Source organism: Vibrio sp. 10N.222.54.A3 (genome assembly GCF_041474095.1).
GTDB lineage: Bacteria > Pseudomonadota > Gammaproteobacteria > Enterobacterales > Vibrionaceae > Vibrio > Vibrio crassostreae_C.
In genome coordinates this window covers 22,763-41,949 of record NZ_JBFRTN010000059.1, presented here as the reverse complement: position 1 = coordinate 41,949, position 19,187 = coordinate 22,763, and the positions used below count along the sequence as shown (strand labels likewise).

17 protein-coding genes are annotated in these 19,187 nt (G+C 44.6%); 10 read left to right on the top strand and 7 right to left on the bottom strand.

The genetic code is table 11. From position 1 onward, the window contains the following. Window positions 1–45 precede the first annotated feature (45 nt). Entirely contained in the window at window positions 46–561 is a 516-nt protein-coding gene (locus AB4507_RS13180) for a cytochrome b (protein ID WP_372182815.1), read from the bottom strand. Window positions 562–837: 276 nt separating this feature from the next. Between AB4507_RS13180 and AB4507_RS13175 the strand changes: the two genes are divergently transcribed. Both AB4507_RS13175 and AB4507_RS13170 read left to right on the top strand, forming a co-directional pair. Further along, complete coding sequence (locus AB4507_RS13175; RefSeq protein ID WP_017069419.1) at window positions 838–1,677, top strand: tetratricopeptide repeat protein; 840 nt, start codon at window positions 838–840, stop codon at window positions 1,675–1,677. A 161-nt stretch (window positions 1,678–1,838) separates the two neighbouring features. Next, window positions 1,839–3,095 carry a peptidoglycan DD-metalloendopeptidase family protein gene (locus tag AB4507_RS13170; protein WP_372051136.1) on the top strand — a complete coding sequence of 419 codons (1,257 nt, stop codon included), beginning with the start codon at window positions 1,839–1,841 and terminating at the stop codon, window positions 3,093–3,095. A 106-nt stretch (window positions 3,096–3,201) separates the two neighbouring features. On the opposite strand, the gene AB4507_RS13165 is transcribed toward AB4507_RS13170, so the two are convergent. Then, window positions 3,202–3,522 (bottom strand): heavy metal-binding domain-containing protein, encoded by a 321-nt coding sequence (locus AB4507_RS13165; RefSeq protein WP_004730185.1) that lies wholly within the window; start codon window positions 3,520–3,522, stop codon window positions 3,202–3,204. Between the two features lie 36 nt (window positions 3,523–3,558). Continuing rightward, window positions 3,559–4,506, bottom strand: a complete 948-nt coding sequence (locus tag AB4507_RS13160) for a LysR substrate-binding domain-containing protein (RefSeq protein WP_017064800.1) — start codon at window positions 4,504–4,506, stop codon at window positions 3,559–3,561. A gap of 91 nt (window positions 4,507–4,597) precedes the next feature. On the opposite strand from AB4507_RS13160, the gene AB4507_RS13155 reads away from it, so the two are divergent. Beyond that, a complete protein-coding gene (locus AB4507_RS13155; RefSeq protein ID WP_017059531.1) occupies window positions 4,598–5,623 on the top strand; it encodes a DMT family transporter in 1,026 nt (341 codons plus the stop codon). Window positions 5,624–5,665: 42 nt separating this feature from the next. Here AB4507_RS13155 and AB4507_RS13150 read toward each other — a convergent pair whose 3' ends face one another. Then, window positions 5,666–8,689: an HD domain-containing phosphohydrolase gene (locus AB4507_RS13150; RefSeq protein WP_372182814.1), complete on the bottom strand. Its 3,024-nt coding sequence runs from the start codon at window positions 8,687–8,689 to the stop codon at window positions 5,666–5,668. A 321-nt stretch (window positions 8,690–9,010) separates the two neighbouring features. On the opposite strand from AB4507_RS13150, the gene AB4507_RS13145 reads away from it, so the two are divergent. The 4 genes from AB4507_RS13145 to AB4507_RS13130 all read left to right on the top strand — a co-directional run bounded on the left by AB4507_RS13145 (window position 9,011) and on the right by AB4507_RS13130 (window position 12,596). Continuing rightward, window positions 9,011–9,757, top strand: coding sequence for a phosphatase (locus tag AB4507_RS13145; RefSeq protein ID WP_017059533.1), 747 nt, complete (start codon window positions 9,011–9,013; stop codon window positions 9,755–9,757). A 144-nt stretch (window positions 9,758–9,901) separates the two neighbouring features. Beyond that, window positions 9,902–10,297: a cytochrome b562 gene (locus AB4507_RS13140; protein ID WP_017059534.1), complete on the top strand. Its 396-nt coding sequence runs from the start codon at window positions 9,902–9,904 to the stop codon at window positions 10,295–10,297. Window positions 10,298–10,598: 301 nt separating this feature from the next. Next, window positions 10,599–10,949 carry a hypothetical protein gene (locus AB4507_RS13135; protein WP_372182813.1) on the top strand — a complete coding sequence of 117 codons (351 nt, stop codon included), beginning with the start codon at window positions 10,599–10,601 and terminating at the stop codon, window positions 10,947–10,949. Window positions 10,950–11,060: 111 nt separating this feature from the next. Then, window positions 11,061–12,596 carry a PepSY-associated TM helix domain-containing protein gene (locus AB4507_RS13130; RefSeq protein ID WP_372182812.1) on the top strand — a complete coding sequence of 512 codons (1,536 nt, stop codon included), beginning with the start codon at window positions 11,061–11,063 and terminating at the stop codon, window positions 12,594–12,596. Between the two features lie 78 nt (window positions 12,597–12,674). On the opposite strand, the gene AB4507_RS13125 is transcribed toward AB4507_RS13130, so the two are convergent. After that, complete coding sequence (locus AB4507_RS13125) at window positions 12,675–13,058, bottom strand: VOC family protein (protein ID WP_136978002.1); 384 nt, start codon at window positions 13,056–13,058, stop codon at window positions 12,675–12,677. Then, entirely contained in the window at window positions 13,058–13,990 is a 933-nt protein-coding gene (locus AB4507_RS13120; RefSeq protein ID WP_372182811.1) for a LysR family transcriptional regulator, read from the bottom strand. Before AB4507_RS13120 ends, AB4507_RS13125 begins: the two co-directional genes overlap by 1 nt. 455 nt (window positions 13,991–14,445) lie before the next feature. Here AB4507_RS13120 and AB4507_RS13115 point away from each other — a divergent pair, with 455 nt between their 5' ends. The 3 genes from AB4507_RS13115 (at window position 14,446) to AB4507_RS13105 (ending at window position 17,838) form a co-directional block, all read left to right on the top strand. Next, window positions 14,446–15,639 (top strand): glycine C-acetyltransferase, encoded by a 1,194-nt coding sequence (locus AB4507_RS13115; protein WP_372182810.1) that lies wholly within the window; start codon window positions 14,446–14,448, stop codon window positions 15,637–15,639. Window positions 15,640–15,749: 110 nt separating this feature from the next. Then, the gene (gene tdh, locus AB4507_RS13110; protein ID WP_017059546.1) at window positions 15,750–16,781 is read left to right on the top strand and encodes an L-threonine 3-dehydrogenase; all 1,032 of its coding nucleotides are present in this window, start codon (window positions 15,750–15,752) and stop codon (window positions 16,779–16,781) included. A 196-nt stretch (window positions 16,782–16,977) separates the two neighbouring features. Then, window positions 16,978–17,838: a hypothetical protein gene (locus AB4507_RS13105; protein ID WP_372182809.1), complete on the top strand. Its 861-nt coding sequence runs from the start codon at window positions 16,978–16,980 to the stop codon at window positions 17,836–17,838. A gap of 86 nt (window positions 17,839–17,924) precedes the next feature. On the opposite strand, the gene AB4507_RS13100 is transcribed toward AB4507_RS13105, so the two are convergent. After that, on the bottom strand, window positions 17,925–19,148 hold the full coding sequence (locus AB4507_RS13100) for a DUF819 domain-containing protein (RefSeq protein WP_372182808.1): 1,224 nt from the start codon (window positions 19,146–19,148) through the stop codon (window positions 17,925–17,927). Window positions 19,149–19,187 lie beyond the last annotated feature (39 nt).

Below are 19,187 nucleotides of genomic sequence, written 5' to 3'. Positions count from 1 at the left end.
CTCCTCCTACTCGATTTTGTGCAAATTGTCTTGAATTCTTTGAATCTAGAGCATCATCTTCAATACATAGTTCCTAGAGACAAAGTGGTGTTTAAGCGCGGCACTGATATGCAGCACAATTAAACAGGCTAGGGCAATACAACTGGCACGATGTAAATAGAAAAAGAAGCCGTTGATTGCAGAGTCGGTAATTAGATTATTTACGCTCACTAACCAAAATAAAGAGTACGGTTCTTTTAGCATTAAGTAGCCGGTGCTGAAAACCATAAACATCACAAGATACATCAAAGAGTGTGCAAGCTTGGCAACGCATTTTTGCCCTTCAGGCACAGAGGTTGGCATGCTTGGCGACGAGCGAAAGTGACTCCAGATATAACGAACCACAAGCAATGGTGTCGCAACGGTCGCCAATGACATGTTGAGCATTGACAGAAAAGAAAACAGCTCTGGATGATTGGTGACATAGTGCATCACATACCCTGCGATTGTTGCATAGATGATTACAGAAGCCATTACCCAGTGCAGTACACGGCTTACTAAATCGTATCGTGGATTATTCAAATTAACCTCGTTCTGATCGTTATTAATATAAGATTCATCTCGATGCAATAAATCAATTCTCGGTATATTCGCATCGCGAATTAATTATATAGAACAGTATTACGCGGTATTTTTATAATTTAGAAATTAATGATGTTGCTTCAGGTGTTTTATAATTATCAATGATGTTTTAGAGTGTTAATTCCAATATGGACATAGCAAACTTGTCGACTTCCTAGCTTGTATGCCTATTACGAGATACAGTTAGTCTAAAGATAAATATATAAGGAATGTATAATGCTTCGAATCTTATTGATTGCAGTTATCTCGGTGTTCAGCACGATGAGTTTTGCAAGCGAAGAGGTTAAGTACTCGGAACAAGAGTATTTGGATAGACCGCTGATGGAACGCTATATCTTGGATGAGTTGAAGCAGCTTCGAATGGAACAGCAGGATCTTGAAAGACGCTTGACCATTCAGATGACTGACCGGGAACTGACTGTGGCAGACAAGTCTCTGAATTACGCCAATGTAACCGTAACCTACTTCTTCTACATTATTGCTGGTGTGGCCTCTCTTATCGCGCTGGTGGGTTGGCAATCCATCAAAGAGCTTAAACACACAACTCAAGACATGGCTGATAAGCGACTTAATTCTATCGCTCAAGACTATGAGAAGAAGTTTAATGTTCTTGAACGGGATCTTAAGCGCAAGACCAGAATCATTTCCGACAACAACCGCGAAATTGAAATTATCAATGAGATTCATAACCTATGGTTGAGAGCACAGAACGCACAAACGGCAGAGCAAAAAATTGAAATCTACGATGAAATACTGAAGGTTCGTCCTGGAGATTTAGAAGCACTTACTGCCAAAGCTGACGCTGCTATGGATATACAGGAATACCACTGGGCAATGAGTCTTTGTAACCGTGTATTAGAAGTCGATGACCAAAATGCTCATGCCTTGTATCAACGTGCTTGCGCCTATGCTCGATTAGGGGCAGAAGGTCAAGCTATCGATGACTTAGAGCGCGCTATTGAAGCCAGTGGGTCCATGAGAGAGCTGCTAACTGAAGAGCCGGACTTTGAGATGCTGCGAGGCTTAGAACGCTTCGAAGTACTTCGTGAAGAGTAATATGAGGTAAAGATCCGTGTTAACTAAGGTGGTGGGCTTTGCATGCTCACCATACTTTCACACCTATCGCGCTATGGTTTCTTACATTTCATTTATTTTTTTGATTTAATTGTTATGTTATAACACTTTCTAAGTTCCTCGTTATAACCGCTAAGTATTTTATGAAGTTCCTCCGTATTGGTCTGATCGTTACTGCGATCAGCGCATTTTCCCTTGCTGCTTTGCTCTCTTTTCACTCCAAACCAGCACCAGAAATCTCTATCAAAATAACACCTTACCAAGGTTCTCAACCTAATGATAAGGAAGTCATCGACTCGCAAGCGACTCCCAACTCTTTGGTTAAGGTCCATTATTTTGTGAAAGTTGGCGATACGCTAAGCAACATCTTTTCGTCATGGCAACTGCCATATGGAACCGTTCAAAAGGTGATGGAAGCTGATCTGGAGTCTTTGAAACTCGACACAATAAAACCTGGTGACCATCTAGAGTTGCTTTTGGATAGTGACTCAAAACAGCTTGTGGAGCTGATTTATCACGAGAGTTTGGTTGAGCAAGCAGCCTTTACTCGAAACGATGATGGTAGCTTCACCTATAAATTCCACGAGATCCCAGGCGAATGGAAAGAAAAACTCTATGCGGGTAGTGTTCACGGTAGCTTTTCAACGTCAGCCTACAAAGCGGGGTTAACTACTAACCAGATAGCCAATATCACCCGCACACTAAAAGACAAAGTCAACTTCGCTCGAGAGCTGAGAGCTGGTGATAGCTTCAATGTATTGGTCAAAGAGCAGTACACGGATGATCACCTAACGGGTAAAACAGAAATTCAAGGTATCTCAATTCAATTAAGAAACCGAGAAGTCTCAGCTTTTCTAGCACCAGATGGTCTTTTTTATGACAGAGAGGGAAATAGTCTAGAGCAAGCCTTTGATAGATACCCAGTCGACAGAAAATTCCGAAGAATCACTTCTTCGTTTAATCCGACACGAAGACACCCAGTAACTGGGCGAATCTCACCGCACAATGGTACCGACTTTGCGACACCTGTTGGTTCACCTATCTACTCAACTGGTGATGGTCGTGTGGTGGCACTTCGTGACCACCCGTATGCTGGTAAATATTTGGTGATTGAACACAACAGCGTATATACGACGCGTTATCTTCACTTGAGCCGCTTCTTAGTTAAGAAAGGTCAGCAAATTAAACGAGGTCAGAAAATTGCGCTATCGGGTGCTACTGGCCGTATTACTGGCCCGCACTTGCACTTTGAGGTATTGGTTCGTGGTCGCGCCGTCGATGCGATGAAGGCGAACTTACCAATGGCAAGCTCAATTATGCCTAAAGATAGAAAAGAGTTTTTGGCTCGAATTGCCTCTTTTGATGCCATGATTTCTGAGCCAGAAGATCGTGCGAGTTAGAGATATTCAAGCCTAGTTTGGCAGCGAATACAATAACGCCCCTTAGCTAGCGATTCAGCTAAGGGGCGTTTTTCTAGGTAATCGCATGATTTAGCGAGTGATTCAGTTAAGCAACCACCACTGCCGTGCCACTAGCAGAGACCATCAACATGCCATTACCTGTTCCCAAGACTTCGTAATCAATATCTACGCCTACCACCGCGTTGGCACCCGCTTCAATCGCTTTCTGTTCTAACTCTTTGAACGCGTAGTTACGTGCTTTTTCCAGTTCTTTCTCGTAGGTGCCAGAACGTCCACCCACAAAGTCACGAATTCCTGAAAACATATCTTTGAAAACGTTCACCCCTAGAATGGCTTCTCCGGCAATAACCCCTTTGTAATCGACAATGCGCTTGCCTTCGACTGATTGTGTGGTGGTAATAATCATAATGGCCTCTTGTAAGCTTGCTGAGCTGTCACTCGCTTATTGATTGATAGTTTGGTCTTGCTCTTGAATGTCATCGTTCAGTGCTGTCTCTGAGCGTGTGAATTCATGTCTTAACCATGTTCTCAGTTTTAGCACACTTTCTTGTTTTAATTTGTTTTTTGGGCAAACAAAGTAAAAATCTTGGTGCGGGTTAGCAACCGGTTTACCCAGTTCGACAAGCATCCCATGGCTGATATCATCTTTCACAAACAAGCGATGCGTTACTAGTACGCCTAACGAACGAATTGAAGCTTGCACCGCTTGAATGGAGACATCGAATGTCAGGTTGCTATGGAATGTGGGCATTGGGATTTGGTAATTGTCGCACCACACTTGCCAGTCGTGTTGTCGCCTGAGGTTAAAAACGCCAATGGTCGGGTTTTGTTTGACGAGTTGTTCGACGCTCAATCCGGTCTGGTTTTTTAATATCGTAGGGCTACACACCAAGACTAGGTCATCGTCGCCCAGTTTCTCGCTGTAATATTGTTCCCACTCGTTGGGTTTGCCATGTACAAGCGCAACATCGACCCCTTCCTGCTCGATATCGAAAGGGCCAGTTAGCGTCGAAATGCGGATATCAAGTGAGGGAGCGAAGGCTTGGAAGTCGGGAACTCGTGGGATCCACCAGTGCATCGCTAGCGAATTGACCATGTTGAGGGTAATGCGGTGGTCGTTAGGCGTTCTGGCAAGCTCTTCGGTCGCCTCTATCACTTGCTCAAGTGCGGGAGCAACTTTGCGGTAATATCGCTTACCTGCGGCATTAAGAACAACACGACGACCGACTCGTTGAAACAGAGGCTTGTTGACCAGTTGTTCTAACGACTTTATCGCTTGGCTTACCGCAGAGTGACTGACGTACAATACCCGCGCGGCGTCGGTCATGCTGCCAGTCTCAGCAACAGCAATGAAAGCATAAACGGATTTAAGCGGAACGAGTTTTTTCATTGGTAAGTTTTCCTTACAGTTATAGTTAATATTACTCGCTATTTTTCATTACGTCACGCCTCTAAAATAGATGTCATAGGAGGTGATAATTATGTCTGATATTACCAAGGCGACGACTTTCATGTTGTTGTCGACGTTCAGTTTGTCTTTAAGTGGCTTGATGGCCAAGTATCTATCTGAAGTGATGCCCACTTCGTTACTCAGTTTTGTGCGTTTTTTGTTACCCAGTCTGTTTTTATTTCTTTTCCTGACCTTTTACAAAATCAGCAAGCCGACACGAGAAATGTGGAAACCTTTGGTGATGCGGGCGATCTTTATGGTGGCGTGTCAGTGGTGTTTCCTTACTTCACTGCAAACCTTAACGCTTGTTGAAGGGGTTGTGTTGTTCAGTACGGGGCCTCTGTTTATTCCATTGTTAGAAAAGTTAATATTTAGAACCAAGATTCATACAACGACGATAGTGTGTTTAGCTGTCACCTTTGTTGGCGTAGTGATGATGGCGGGGGATTGGTCGCAGTTTGAGTTGGGTTCGGAGTTCTTTAGACCTGCGCTTCTGCTTGGGCTTCTCGCGGGGGTTTTTAATTCTGGCTCGCAAGTGAGTTTGTACCGAGCGTCTAAAACCAGCCTGACTCCGGCAGAGCTTAACGCGTGGACCTTTTTAGTTGCGGCAATTATTGTGATACCAATGGTGGTGTTTACTTCTGTTTCTGCGGTGCCTGATGTACTTGAAAGTGCAGAGAAAGGAACCTTGTCGGCGTTGCTGTCTTTTGACGATTTACGCTGGATTGTTCTCGGATCACTTGGTCTTGCACTGTTTACCATCAATACCCAAATCTTCCGTTCCAAGGCGTATAAGCTTGCAGACAGTGGCTCCCAGTTGGCACCTCTGATTTTTACTAACATGCTGTTTAGCGCGCTTTGGCAGGGCTTGTTCTTTGATGATGTGTTTTCTACACAGCAGATGATTGGCATTAACCTGATTGTCGTGGCGAGCATCACCAATACATTGCTGGCAAAAAGACACAGCAAGGCGAAAGCCAAACAAAAACCGCACACCACAGTGGCTGTAGCGACTGTAGTGGACGTTGCGGTATTGGACTCGGCAGCTAAAAGCTAACCATTGAGTTATGGCTTATCCTCTGAATGGTTAATTTAAAACTTAGAACAATGAGCGTATGTATTCTTTTACTCGGTCGATGTGTTCGTGCGGGTCAATCTCGCAGCGTTGGTTCATTTCTAGGAATCGCTCAGCGTATTTATCGTAGATTTTGTTTTCCAAAAACAGTAAATACAACTTGGGATCGATATGACCGCTGGTGGCCATGTCGGTCATGATGTTGAGTGATTCGCTTAAGAGTTTACCTTTCTTATAAGGGCGATCACTAGAGGTGAGTGCTTCAAAGACATCAGCAATTGCCATTGCTCTAGACGGCAGAGGTAACTGGTCTTCGTTTAAGCCTCTTGGGTATCCCTTACCGTCGATACGTTCGTGGTGTCCGCTGGCGATATCCGGAATGTTTTGAAGGTAAGGCGGGTAAGGCAACTTGTTGAGCATGGTGAAGGTTTGGATAATATGATCGTTGATCATGAAACGTTCTTCATCGTTTAGCGTACCACGGCGTACTTTCAAATTGTGCAGTTCACCTTGGTTGTATTTAACTTCTCCGGGCTTAAGTACAAACGCTTCTTGCCATACATCGGCAGGGTTAAAGCCATTGTCCCAAGGTACTTTATGCTCCGGTTTGTCTGCAAGCAGAGGCTCCATGACAGGCAAACCCTTTTCCTGACTTGTTGGCTCAGTTCTCTCTTTCTCAACCGACTCTTTTTGGGTGTTAAATCTCTCTTTTTCAGACCAAGACAAACCCAATTGATCATCCAGTGTACGTTTCCATTGGCGTTTGGCTATTTGATCTAAGCGTTCTAGCTGCTCTTCCGTCATAGATTCGCCGCCAAGATTACACTCAGCAACGAAGGCAAACTCCTCATCCAGTTCAGACAGGCTTTGTTCGAGTATTTTGAGTTGTTCTTCTTGTAGTGCACCGTTCGCCATCGCTTTCCAGTAATCGGTTTCCGCTTGCTGTTTCAACAACTCAAAACGCATTCGCACTTCGTGGATTCGGTCGTAAATGGTTTCCAGTTTTGTTGCCTTATCTACCACATATTCAGGCGTGGTCACCTTGCCGCAGTCATGAAGCCAAGCGGCGAGCATCAACTCTTCCCACTGTTTACTGTCCAATGAGAATTGCGGGTAATAGCGGTCATCATCTATGGTTGCTTGAGTTAGCCATTTGGTGAGCTCAGGCACTCGTTGGCAATGCCCGCCCGTATTAGGTGACTTGGTATCAATCGCCGATGCAATCAGCTCAATAAAGGCATTAAGCATGTCTTTTTGTTGCTGCATTTGGTCGATGTTGTCTTTCGCTATTTCCGCAAAGCTGAGCAACTCTCTTAAAAAGGCGTGCTTGTCTGCCTGCATCTTGGTAATTGGTCTCTCATAGCCAATTGCCACAATCCCTACCAACAGTTTCTCTCGGTTTAATAGTGGAAATAGGTACAGGTCTGAATTGAAGATCGAATCTTGGTAATAGTTGAGAACATTGTCTTTTCGGTTCAAATGGATCGTCTCACCAGACTTAAGCTGACACAGCAACCAAGGCGTGTGTTTGATGAAGTCATTGATGTCGGCTTTAAAAGGGAGAATGGCAAGGTTAGCTGCCGTATCAAACACGTCTTTCTCTTTGGACTGAGTGAAAAGGACAATGGTTTCTGCTTTGGTGATTAAATAGCTTTGATGAGCAATGTTCTTGGCTAAGATCGAAAACTCCTGATTCCCGGCGGTGTCTCGAAGTAGGGTAATCAGATCATGAAGCGTGTGTTCCATTAGCTCAATCGAGTGGGCAAGGTTAGCCACTTCTTGAATCATGCTTTTGGGATAATGAGTACGCCTGAAGTCAAATCGAGCGATGTTGTCGGTGAGTTGCATCAGCGTATTGAGTGGCTGAGACAGTCGATTAGCAACAAACCATACGATAGCGAAGCAGATGAACAACATCCCAATCGCGACCGCAACTTGCTTGTCTCGCATCGAGATAAGATCAGCGAGCAGCTCATTGTGTGGCGTCGCTTCTGCCAAGTGTAAGGTGACATTTTGAGTCAGTTGAACCGGCGTTAGCGTTAGTGCCCAAGTGTTTAAGTTGTACTCAACGTTTTTTAGATTGAGGTTAAACTTCTCTTCATCAGAGATAAGCGGCGCAATAACGGACGCTTTCAATGCTTCCATCTGTTCACGTTTGGGCACATTAAAGAAGCTTTGGTCTTGCTCACTGCCAGAGAGATTCCCCGTCGTTTGGTTGTTCGTTTGCTCAGTTTTACTTGTGTCATCAGATTGGGAGTCAGGCTTGGGTACTGATAGCTCAAGTTGATGCTGACCGAGAAGATTAAAATGTTGATCGAACAAGGCGAGTCGGGTTTGCGGAGAATAAGCTAATTCACTGATCTGAGAAGAGAGGGAACTCAACGTAAAGTCGGCACCAACCACATGCTTGCCATCGGCAGAACGCCTAGAGAGTGTAATGCCATTGGTTTGCAGGAAATAGAATAGATAGGGCTCAGAGAGTTGTATTGAGCCATCAGGCTTTGCGTTACGAAACCAAGGACGAGTGGTGGGGTTGAACTTACTCTCTGCTTGTCGAGTACTGATCACTTGATGTGCGCCATCAAGATAGGTAATAAAGTTTTCACCGTCTAGATTGGTGCTGCTAACCATCATGGTCGCTTTAGCGGGCGCGCTGTTTTCGGCTCTCTGTTTATTGGTGCTTAATGGACGAAAGATTCTGAAGTCACCATCTTCAGAACCATAAAATAGAGCGACCAAATTGGTGTTTTGCTTGAAGATGATATCGACCGAAGCAAGCCAAGAGTCTTTTTCGACAGCGGAAGCTTGATGAGCAACAAACGGGCTCACCGCCATCACATTTAAGGTTGTGATAACAGGGGCAATGGCTTGTTTAAATACTGATTCCAGTTTGTCGCGGTGCTCATTACTGATCTCGCGCACTGTGCCTAGCAGCAGCTCTTGGGAGTGCCGATAACTAATCGAAATCAATACCGCACCGACAAGTGTTGTCAAAATTAGGAAAAGGCTAGTGATGTGGATACTCAGCGGATATCGTCTTCTTCTCATCTAACACTCCAGTTTGTAGGCTGGTTTAAGTATTGACGAACTTGGGTAGGTTGCAAAAAATTGGCGCAATTACCGAGTGTGTGCGGTTCGACTTAGATAAGACCAAGCGCTGGCTGGCTCTGGTTAGCCACGTATTCCCGTGTCGTGTAAATGAACCAGTAATAAACCTTTATGTTTGGGTGCTAATTGTCACTTTCAGCTGATAAACTGGCCGAATTGTTGCCATTAGGCATTCATTTTCTGAAGTATTCTTTTCCTGAAAGAGATTCAGAGTTACTTTCTGAAAAACGTATTTTGACCGAGCGAAGAGGGCATTGATTCATGGAACTCAAAGTAGATACTCACACCCACACATACGCAAGTGGTCATGCTTACAGCACATTGATCGAAAACGCCAAGTCGGCAAAGCAAAATGGTTTAGCCATGTTTTGTACTACTGATCATTCAGAATCAATGCCGGGCGCGCCACACTATTGGTTCTTCAGCAATCAGCGTGTGCTCCCTCGTTTTATTGAAGATGTCGCAATTATTCGAGGTGTTGAGTCAAACATCATGAACACACAGGGTGAAATCGACATTCATCCGAGTGTGGATAAGAACTTGGATTGGGTGATCGCGAGTTTTCACGAGCCAGTATTTCGCCCATCGGATGTCGCTACCCATACAGAAGCATTGTTGAATGTGATTAAGGGCGGTCGAATTGATGCGCTTGGTCACTTAGGCAATCCTAATTTTGATTTCGATTTCGAAGCCGTTATTCAATGTGCGGTTGAGAACAACGTGGCGATTGAGATCAACAACACCACACTCAAAGGCAATAGCCGAGTTGGCAGTGTTGACCGCTGCTATGAGATTGCAAGAATAGCGAAAGCGAAGGGTGCATTTATTACAACAGGCAGCGATGCGCATTTCTGTTTAGATGTCGGTGGCTTAGACTTAGTCGCAGCATTGTTAGATGAAGTGGGCGTAGATTCGAGTAAAGTGATTACCCATTCGCCAAAGCAGTTCCTAGCCTTTTTGGCCTTGCGCGGTCGTAATGAAATCCCAGAATATTCAGATCTTGTTTAAGAGAATATCGGCGGGTTTGCATTTCGACACAATCAATTTTTGTGCCTGAAAGATTTTTGTATACACTAGCCGAAAATAATAAAGTCGAAGTGCCACAGTAATGACGGCTCTAACTTCAAAGACACCGCTTCACTTGGAGAAACAATGAAAACTCGCTCAATCCTTTTATCTGGCTTAATCGCTGCTTCAGTATTGTCTGGCAACGCATTTGCTAATGTAGACCTTAAGAAAAACATGCAAGAAATGAAGCTTGCGTTCAAACAAGCGGCAGAAGCTCAAAGCATTGAAGAGATGCAAAAGCCTATCGTTCGTTTAGATACGCTAGTGGCAGAGCTGAAAACGGGTGTTTACCCAGTCGAGAAAGAAGACAACTTCATGGAAGGCTTCAAAAAGATCAGTGCATCACTGGATAGCATTGAGCAGAAGCTAGACCAAGGTGACTTAGCGTCGGCACAGCAAGAACTTCGTACTATTGATGGCCTTCGTGAAGAGTACCATGAGAAGCGTAACCCAAGCATCTGGAGCAAGATCTTCGGTTAATTCGTTAATCATGAACGTTTGCTAGATAGGTAACAAAGAGCAAACCTCAAGATTCGATTTCTAAAACGCCGCCTTACATTACCCTCTTTCGAGGAAGGTGTAAGGCGGCGTTTTTATTGTCTCTTTTATCGAAAGCCTGCTGCAAAGAGATGAGTATTACTTTCTTAGTTTTAGTGTTGTAACCAGTATTTAACGAAAAAGAGTGTGCGTTAGCTTCAATTTTTTAACTTGCTGTTAATCTTTACGTTTACCTATATTCCAAGTCCCTCATAATAAGGGAAATTTATAAAGACTTGGAATAATGCGCCGAACCTCGTTCAACTTCTTCATGTTACTTGCAACAGCATTAAGCTGGGCGCTAGTGACATTAATGCCTGTTATCAATGCTCATGGTAATAGTGCGGGAGTATGGGCGTCGTTATGTACGGTCAATGGCTTTGAATTGGTTCAAATCGAAGAAGGCGAACCTAATACTCATAAAGGAAAGCCGTGTCCGTTTAGCCATTTTTCCACGTTTCACCAAGATGAACTTCCCACTACACCACTGACAACTCGACTGAGTTCTATTGTCTCCGACAGCTACGCTTTTTTGGCTCTAAGCGAACGCTACACGAGGCAAGCCCCGCGCGGCCCTCCCTTTGTTATTGCTTAAACCTAACCCATTAAAATAATTAAAAAATAAAGTATTAAGTAAAGTTAAACATGCTCAGATTACTTTCTGATTTTTCAGAAGGTATGTTTGCGTGTGTCAAAGGAAATTATAATGTTGAGAAATGAATCTCAAACCCCTGCGAAAGCACAAGCAACTTCGCAGTCTAAAAGCAGTGCAACAACCGGTTCGGAAACCAATATAAAAAGCAAAGACCGCAATAAAACCCTCTATTTCCTCACATGGCGCTGGCACTTCTATGCTGGGCTATTTGTTATCCCGTTTATGTTAATGCTGAGCATTACAGGTTTGGTGATGCTGTTTGATGATGAAATCGAGTTAGCTTTTCATCACGAAGCCATTGAGATTGTTGCATCGGGCGATCCGATTAAAGTGTCACAACAGTTAACTGCAGTGCAGAATCAATACCCACAAGGCTCGGTGACGCAGTTTGTTCCGAGTAAAGCCCCTGATCTCGCTAACCGCTTTTCGCTATCACTTGAAGACGGAACATCTGTTTTCGCCACTGTGAATCAGTACACTGGCGAAGTGGTCGGAGAAATTCCACGCAGCGATAGCCTGTACCAACTAGCGAATGATATTCACGGCACTTTGTTGATTGGTGATTGGGGTGATTATCTAATTGAAGTCGCAATAAGCTTGTCTATTCTGTTGCTCGTCAGTGGCATTTACTTATGGCTACCGAGAGACAACGCAAGCCGCGCTGGTTTTCTCAAGCTGAGAGTGTCATCCGGGCCACGTGTTCTCATGCGTGATCTGCATGCGAACATCGGTGGTACCTTATCGCTTATTCTGTTGTTGTTTATTCTATCTGGATTGGCATGGACAGGTTTTTGGGGCGGTAAGCTTGTTCAAGCATGGAGTACTTTCCCTGCTCAAATGTGGGACGATATTCCATTGTCTGATAAGACGCACGCTTCCCTCAACCATGGATCAGAAGAAGAGCTCCATTGGAACTTGGAGCAAACACCACTGCCTTTGTCTCAAGATAAGCCAGCAGAGCACGTTCATCATGTGGAAGAGGCTACTGAACCTCACGACCATTCTAAGATGGGTGAAGATCACTCTCAACATATGTTGTCAGCAAGCAACTTCGACATTGATGACGTTACTGAAAAAGCATACTCACTTGGCTTTACGCAATACAAGGTCAATTTCCCGCGTTCAGAAACGGGCGTTTACACGGTCACAGCCAATACAATGGGTGGCGATATCATCGATCCAACGCAGGATCGTACCACGCACCTCGACCAATATTCTGGTCGTATACTGGGTGAGGTGACATGGCAAGATTATAACTTCATTGCCAAGACGTTAGCGGTTGGTATTTCATTGCACCAAGGTGACATCAGTATCATCAATAAGCTTCTAAATGCCTTGTTTTGCTTGGCGTTCATTGTTGTGTCTGTGACTGGCGGTGTGATGTGGTGGATGCGCAGACCTTCAGGTCAACGAAAGCTTGGCACGCCACCGAAGTTTGGTGATGCAGGGCTTTGGAAAGCAGGCTTAGTGACGGTGATAGTTATTTCAGCGCTGTTTCCACTGGCGGGTGCGACGATCGTGACAGCCATGCTATTGGATTGGTTACTGTTCTCGCGTGTCGAGAAATTCAAGACAGCATTGAGTTAATTGATACACAAACTGACCTTCTGTTTGAGGAGGTCAGTTTCATTAATCAGATGACATGCTCTGTTTATTAAGAAGACGTTAGACTTGATAAAGCTCTAACGGAAGCCCGTCAGGATCGGCAAAAAAGGTAAATGCTTTACCTGTAAACTCATCAACTCGGATCGGTTCGACTTCGATTCCTTGTCCTTCCAAATAGCTTTTGACTTGTTGAACTTCATCGACACAAAAGGCTAAATGTCTCAGCCCTTGGGCTTCTGGAAAGCTAGGTCTTTCTGGTGCGTTAGGGAAGCTGAATAGCTCTATCTGAGCACCATTAGGTAGCGCTAAATCAAGTTTGTACGACTGGCGAGCCTCTCGATAGTTTTCGGCAATTATCTCGAGTTTCAAAATCTCAGTGTAAAAGTGTTTCGACGCGTCGTAGTCTGAACAGATTATGGCCGCGTGGTGTATTCCTTTCAGCATCAGTTTATTTCTCCTGCCAACTTGTCACCTAAGTGCTTCATGGCGTAATCAATGAATACACGCAGTCGAGCGGGCATGTACTTGGTTTGAGCAAACTGCATCGCAATCGCACCATGGTAATTACTCTTGATGGTCCAATCTTCCAACACTTGTACTACAGACCCTTCAGCCAACGCATCTTGAATCACGAAGTCATGGAAAATACCGACGCCTAGACCTTCTTTCACACCTTTCAGTCGCATCTGCGAGTGGTTAACTGCGTAACGTCCACTGACGGGTACTGTGTGAAATTCATCATCTTTAAGAAAATCCCAAATGTGATCTTTGTCTGTCTCTGCAAGATACAAACAGTCGTGTTCAGACAGCTCGGTAGGGTGGTGAGGAATCCCCTTGGCATCTAAATAGTCAGGGCTTGCACACAACACGAGGTTTGTTTTTCCTAACTCTTTCAATACTAAGCTTTCGTCGGGCTTATCAGTCAGGCGGAAAGCAATGTCGATGCCTTGACGTAAAATATCGATGTCGCCGTCAGCCGCTCTCAATTTAAGTTGGATTTCTGGATACTGATTTAAGAATGGAACAACGAAAGGCTGCAATACCGAATTCAAGAAGGCTTCAGGCGCCGCTACCGTTATCGAGCCTGCAGGTTCGGTATGGTCGGAGGTAGACAGTTCAACGGCTTGTTGCGCTGCGTTGATCATCACCACACTCTGATCATAAGCCAATTGACCCGCTTGCGTAATGATAAGGGTACGAGTGGTACGCTCAAACAGTTTCACCGATAGCGCTTTTTCCAAGCGGGTGATGAGCTTACTCAAGGCTGATGGTGTCACGCCTAACTGTTTTGCTGCAGCCGTAAAACTACCTTCGTTAACCACCAAAATGAACGAGGCGAGATCCGGAAGCAGGGCGATGAGTTTTGGGTTAATCATAAGTATCCAGTTAAGCTAGTTTCAACGATGAACTTAATGGTAATTGTGAGCGATTTACTTTGATTTGTGAATCAATTTCATTAATTGATTGACGTGATTGCTCTGATAGGTTGTTGTGTTTGAAGCTCATCTGTATAGCGGCGTTGCTGCTGCGCATTCTGAGATGAAAAATTGAGATTTGATATGAAAGCGAAATTAGACGGAAATTATAGCTAATTTGGCGTTTAAAAAAGCAGGTGAAGGGCGTTAATGTGCCCTATGTCACTGGGATGAACTATTATTAGTGCCTGTGATTCATTAATGTTTTTCCAACTAAAGGGATAATCGGAACGGGGATGTTCAACTAGAATATAGGCATAAGTTTTACAGTGTAAATGATCGTGTTGAGATCGTTTACATCCCTACATAAAGCGGCGCGCGATGCTGCTAAATAATAACTAGGAAGGAATGAGACAATGTCTTCTGCATTTTACCAACAGATTCAAACTCAAATCGAAGAAGTTAAAGAAGAAGGTCTTTACAAGTCTGAGCGCATTATTACTTCTGCACAAAAAGCAGCGGTTTCTATCTCGACTGGTGAAGAAGTACTAAACTTCTGTGCAAACAACTACTTAGGTCTTGCTAACCACCCAGCTCTTATCGAAGCAGCTAAAGATGGTATGGATCAGCACGGTTTTGGTATGGCTTCAGTACGTTTCATTTGTGGTACTCAAGATTCTCACAAAGAACTAGAGCAAAAGCTTTCTACGTTCCTAGGTAAAGAAGACACTATCCTTTACACATCTTGTTTTGATGCAAACGCTGGTTTGTTCGAAACAATTCTAGGTAAAGAAGACGCAATCATCTCTGACGCACTAAACCACGCATCTATTATCGATGGCGTTCGTCTGTGTAAAGCAATGCGTTTCCGTTACTCGAACAACAACATGGAAGAGCTAGAGCAGCAACTTATCGCTGCTAAAGAAGCTGGCGCTCGTCACACACTAATAGTAACTGACGGTGTGTTCTCAATGGACGGCGTAGTGGCTAACCTTCCTGCTATCTGTGACCTTGCTGACAAGTACGGCGCACTAGTTATGGTTGATGACTCTCACGCAGTGGGCTTCATGGGCGAAAACGGCGCGGGCACTCACGAGTTCCACAACGTTGTACACCGTATCGATATCATCACTGGCACGCTAGGTAAAGCAATGGGTGGCGCTTCAGGCGGTTACACTTCTGGTAAGAAAGAAGTGATCGACTGGCTACGTCAGCGTTCTCGTCCATACCTATTCTCTAACTCTGTTGCACCTGCAATCGTATCTGCGTCTATCCGCGTTTTAGATCTTCTAGCGGAATCTGGCGACCTACGTACTCAACTATGGGAAAACTCTGCTCACTTCCGTACTCGCATGGAAGAAGCGGGCTTCACTATGGGTGGTGCTGACCATGCAATCATCCCAATCATGCTGGGTGATGCAAAAATAGCGGCTGAGTTCGCAGAGCGCGCACTAGAGAAAGGCATCTACGTTGTAGGTTTCTCTTTCCCTGTAGTACCAAAAGGTCAAGCTCGTATCCGTACGCAAATGTCTGCTGCACACTCTCGTGAGCAACTAGACCGCGCAATCGATGCGTTCATTCAAGTTGGTAAAGACATGGGTATCATCTAATTTTAAAGGGATGCCACGAGCATCCTTTAATTAGATAGAGCAACACCCAGTAGAATATATAGATTTTTGATTCTCGCCTTACAGTTAGGCGAGATGAACTAGGTAACATTATGAAAATTAAAGCACTTTCTAAGCTAAAGCCTGAAGAAGGCATTTGGATGACCGAGGTTGAAAAACCTGAAATGGGTCATAATGATCTTCTTATTCGTATTAAGAAAACCGCAATTTGTGGTACTGACGTACATATCTACAACTGGGATGAGTGGTCACAAAACACAATCCCAGTACCTATGGTAGTAGGTCACGAATACGTGGGTGAAGTTGTTGGCATTGGCCAAGAAGTTCGTGGTTTTGAAATCGGCGACCGTGTATCTGGCGAAGGTCACATCACATGTGGTCACTGTCGTAACTGTCGTGGCGGCCGTACTCACCTTTGTCGTAACACAACAGGTGTTGGTGTTAACCGCACTGGTGCGTTCTCTGAGTTCCTTGTGATTCCTGCGTTCAACGCATTTAAGATCCCTGCAGAAATCTCTGACGATCTAGCTTCAATCTTTGACCCGTTTGGTAACGCAGTACACACAGCACTTTCTTTCGACCTAGTTGGCGAAGACGTGCTAATTACTGGTGCTGGCCCAATCGGTATCATGGCTGCAGCTGTTGCTAAGCACGTTGGTGCTCGTCACGTTGTAATCACTGATGTAAACGAGTACCGCCTAGATCTTGCTAAGAAAATGGGTGTGACTCGCGCAGTAAACGTGATGGAAGAGAAGCTTGAAGACGTAATGTCTGATCTTGGCATGACAGAAGGCTTCGATGTAGGCCTAGAAATGTCTGGTAACCCATCTGCGTTCAATAGCATGCTAACTAACATGAACCACGGCGGTAAGATCTCTCTACTAGGTATTCCACCATCAGACATGGCGGTAGACTGGAACCAAGTAATCTTTAAAGGCTTGGTTATCAAAGGTATCTACGGTCGTGAGATGTTCGAAACTTGGTACAAGATGGCTTCATTGATCCAATCTGGCCTAGATCTAACACCAATCATTACTCACCACTACAAAGTGGACGACTTCCAGAAAGGCTTCGACATGATGCGCTCTGGTATGTCTGGTAAAGTAATCCTTGATTGGGAATAAGCAAAAGGAGTAAACACTCCCGAGCTTCCTGATTAATTGAAAATGCCTCAAAGCGATTTGGGGCATTTTTGTATCTAAATTCTAACTAGGGTTAACTTATCTCTCTGTCACTTAATGGCCATTTTACTGCCCAGTAATCTCTAAAATACTCAATAAGCAGTTACATCTTATTGTTTTACTATTGAAGAGAGGGCTCATGGCTTGTAAACCACTTGCACTAATAATAACTGGACTATTATTAACGCCGAATTTTGCTAGCGCTAGGGACGATATTTCGAAATCTGAAAGCGATCAAGCAGCAGAACAGGCAGCAAAGGAACTTGCAAACCCAAACACAGCTTACGCTAGCCTTAATTTAAAGCTCCAGTATTCAGGTGGTTACGATGGTGGAGGGGACAGTTTCGCTACAGTATTACAGCCGACACTGCCGTTTCCCATGGATAACGGCGACAAAGTGATCTTCCGCCCGGCCATCTCTTATGTACAGAACGATTTCCATGTGGACGCACCAGCAAGCTCGCAACACACGGAGCAGTCAGGCTTTACAGACATCTCATTTGATTTAGCTTATGCGCCTAAAATGGAGGGCGGTACTATTGTCGCGTTCGGTATCTTTGCTTCGTTGCCAACGGGCAGCAGTGACTTAACAGCGGATCAATTTGCTGTCGGACCAGAGTTTATGGTCGGGAAAGCGAGTAGCGAGCGAGTTGTCGGTATGTTCCCAAATCACTTGTATGGTGTTTCTGGAGACGGAGCCGACCATTCTGATACTCGAATCAACAAGACATCGACACAAGTGTTTTGGGTAGAGATATTAGGAGGTGGTTGGACGGTGGGCTCTGCACCAACATTCTCGTACGACTGGAATAAGGATCAGGCGGAAATTCCGTTAAACATCAGTGTTAGTAAAACAACGGTTCTGAATGGACGCCCTTGGAAGTTTGGCATTGAAGCGAACTATTACCTTGAGAAAGACGAAAAAACGCGTCCAGATTTTATGTTGAGCTTTAATATCAGCCCTGTGGTGGAAAATAAACTGACATCTTTGTTCGATTAAGCCGTTATTTGAAATACAGTTTTAGAAACGAAAAAGGCTGAACGATCATCGTTCAGCCTTTGGTGTTATTGGATTAAGCGATTCTATTAACCAGCAGCAACTTGCATGATGAGGCCACAGATGTAAGCGCCGTATGTACCGAGAGCGTAACCCAATACCGCCATTAGGATACCTACTGGTGCCAATGCTGGGTGGAATGCAGCCGCGACGATAGGTGCCGATGCAGCACCGCCTACGTTAGCTTGGCTACCTACAGCCATGAAGAACAATGGTGCACGAATTAGCTTCGCCATTACAATCATCAGAAGGGCATGGATAGTTAACCATGTAATACCAATGAAGAAGTAACCTGGGTTGTCTAAGATAGCTGTCACATCCATTTGCATACCGATAGTTGCAACTAGGATGTAGATGAACGCTGAACCTACTTTAGACGCGCCGCTGTGCTCAAGGCTGCGCGTTGATTTAAAGCATGAAGCGATCAGCGCGAACGTTGTTACCATTACGATCAGCCAGAAGAAGCCAGATGTTAGGCTGTATTTCGCAAGCTGTGGCGCGTTGGTTGAGATCCATGGTGCAATCATGTCACTGAATAAGTGAGCCAACCCTGTTAAACCAAAGGCAATTGCCGTGATCTTCATGAGATCGGTTGTGGTTGTTGGGCGAGCGTTCTCTTCTTGGTATTTAGAAACTGTCTCTTTTAGCTCTTCGATAGATGATGTGTCTGCTTTTAACCATGCATCAATCTTCTTCTGACGACCAGCCATGATAAGCAAAACGGCCATCCAAATGTTCGCACAGATAACATCAACCGTAATCATTGCAGAGAAGAGTTGGTCATCAACCTCGAACACTTCTTTCATTGCAGCTTGGTTCGCACCGCCGCCGATCCAAGAACCAGCCACAGTTGTAAGGCCTCGCCATACATCGCCAGATACGAGGTCAGGGTTAACTTGGTCAATAATCAGAATCGCTAAAGGGCCACCAATGATGATGCCAACCGTACCCGTTAGGAACATGATGACGGCTTTTGATCCAAGGCCGAAGATTTTGCGTAGGTCAGCTGAGATGATCAGTAGAACGAGTGCGCTTGGTAATAGGTAACGACTTGCAACAAAGTACAGCTTTGAGTTTGATGCGTCGATGATGCCTAGGCTGTTCAATAGAGAAGGAACAAAGTAACAGAGCAATAGACCCGGAACGAACGAGTAGAATTTTTTCAGTGCGCTATTTTGGCTACTTTCCGTGATAAAAACACCGCCAAGAATAACAGCTAACATGCCCATTATTACAGCATCATTAGTAATCATTATTATATCTCCTTTAAGGTGAGCGCAAAGGTCTCACTT

What these genes read in the sequence shown, in the direction of transcription:
- AB4507_RS13175 (WP_017069419.1), top strand. Translation starts at nt 838, where the DNA reads ATGCTTCGAATCTTATTGATTGCAGTTATCTCGGTGTTCAGCACGATG.
- AB4507_RS13170 (WP_372051136.1), top strand. Translation starts at nt 1,839, where the DNA reads ATGAAGTTCCTCCGTATTGGTCTGATCGTTACTGCGATCAGCGCATTT.
- AB4507_RS13165 (WP_004730185.1), bottom strand. Translation starts at nt 3,522, where the DNA reads ATGATTATTACCACCACACAATCAGTCGAAGGCAAGCGCATTGTCGAT.
- AB4507_RS13160 (WP_017064800.1), bottom strand. Translation starts at nt 4,506, where the DNA reads ATGAAAAAACTCGTTCCGCTTAAATCCGTTTATGCTTTCATTGCTGTT.
- AB4507_RS13155 (WP_017059531.1), top strand. Translation starts at nt 4,598, where the DNA reads ATGTCTGATATTACCAAGGCGACGACTTTCATGTTGTTGTCGACGTTC.
- AB4507_RS13150 (WP_372182814.1), bottom strand. Translation starts at nt 8,689, where the DNA reads ATGAGAAGAAGACGATATCCGCTGAGTATCCACATCACTAGCCTTTTC.
- AB4507_RS13145 (WP_017059533.1), top strand. Translation starts at nt 9,011, where the DNA reads ATGGAACTCAAAGTAGATACTCACACCCACACATACGCAAGTGGTCAT.
- AB4507_RS13140 (WP_017059534.1), top strand. Translation starts at nt 9,902, where the DNA reads ATGAAAACTCGCTCAATCCTTTTATCTGGCTTAATCGCTGCTTCAGTA.
- AB4507_RS13135 (WP_372182813.1), top strand. Translation starts at nt 10,599, where the DNA reads ATGCGCCGAACCTCGTTCAACTTCTTCATGTTACTTGCAACAGCATTA.
- AB4507_RS13130 (WP_372182812.1), top strand. Translation starts at nt 11,061, where the DNA reads ATGTTGAGAAATGAATCTCAAACCCCTGCGAAAGCACAAGCAACTTCG.
- AB4507_RS13125 (WP_136978002.1), bottom strand. Translation starts at nt 13,058, where the DNA reads ATGCTGAAAGGAATACACCACGCGGCCATAATCTGTTCAGACTACGAC.
- AB4507_RS13120 (WP_372182811.1), bottom strand. Translation starts at nt 13,990, where the DNA reads ATGATTAACCCAAAACTCATCGCCCTGCTTCCGGATCTCGCCTCGTTC.
- AB4507_RS13115 (WP_372182810.1), top strand. Translation starts at nt 14,446, where the DNA reads ATGTCTTCTGCATTTTACCAACAGATTCAAACTCAAATCGAAGAAGTT.
- tdh (WP_017059546.1), top strand. Translation starts at nt 15,750, where the DNA reads ATGAAAATTAAAGCACTTTCTAAGCTAAAGCCTGAAGAAGGCATTTGG.
- AB4507_RS13105 (WP_372182809.1), top strand. Translation starts at nt 16,978, where the DNA reads ATGGCTTGTAAACCACTTGCACTAATAATAACTGGACTATTATTAACG.
- AB4507_RS13100 (WP_372182808.1), bottom strand. Translation starts at nt 19,148, where the DNA reads ATGATTACTAATGATGCTGTAATAATGGGCATGTTAGCTGTTATTCTT.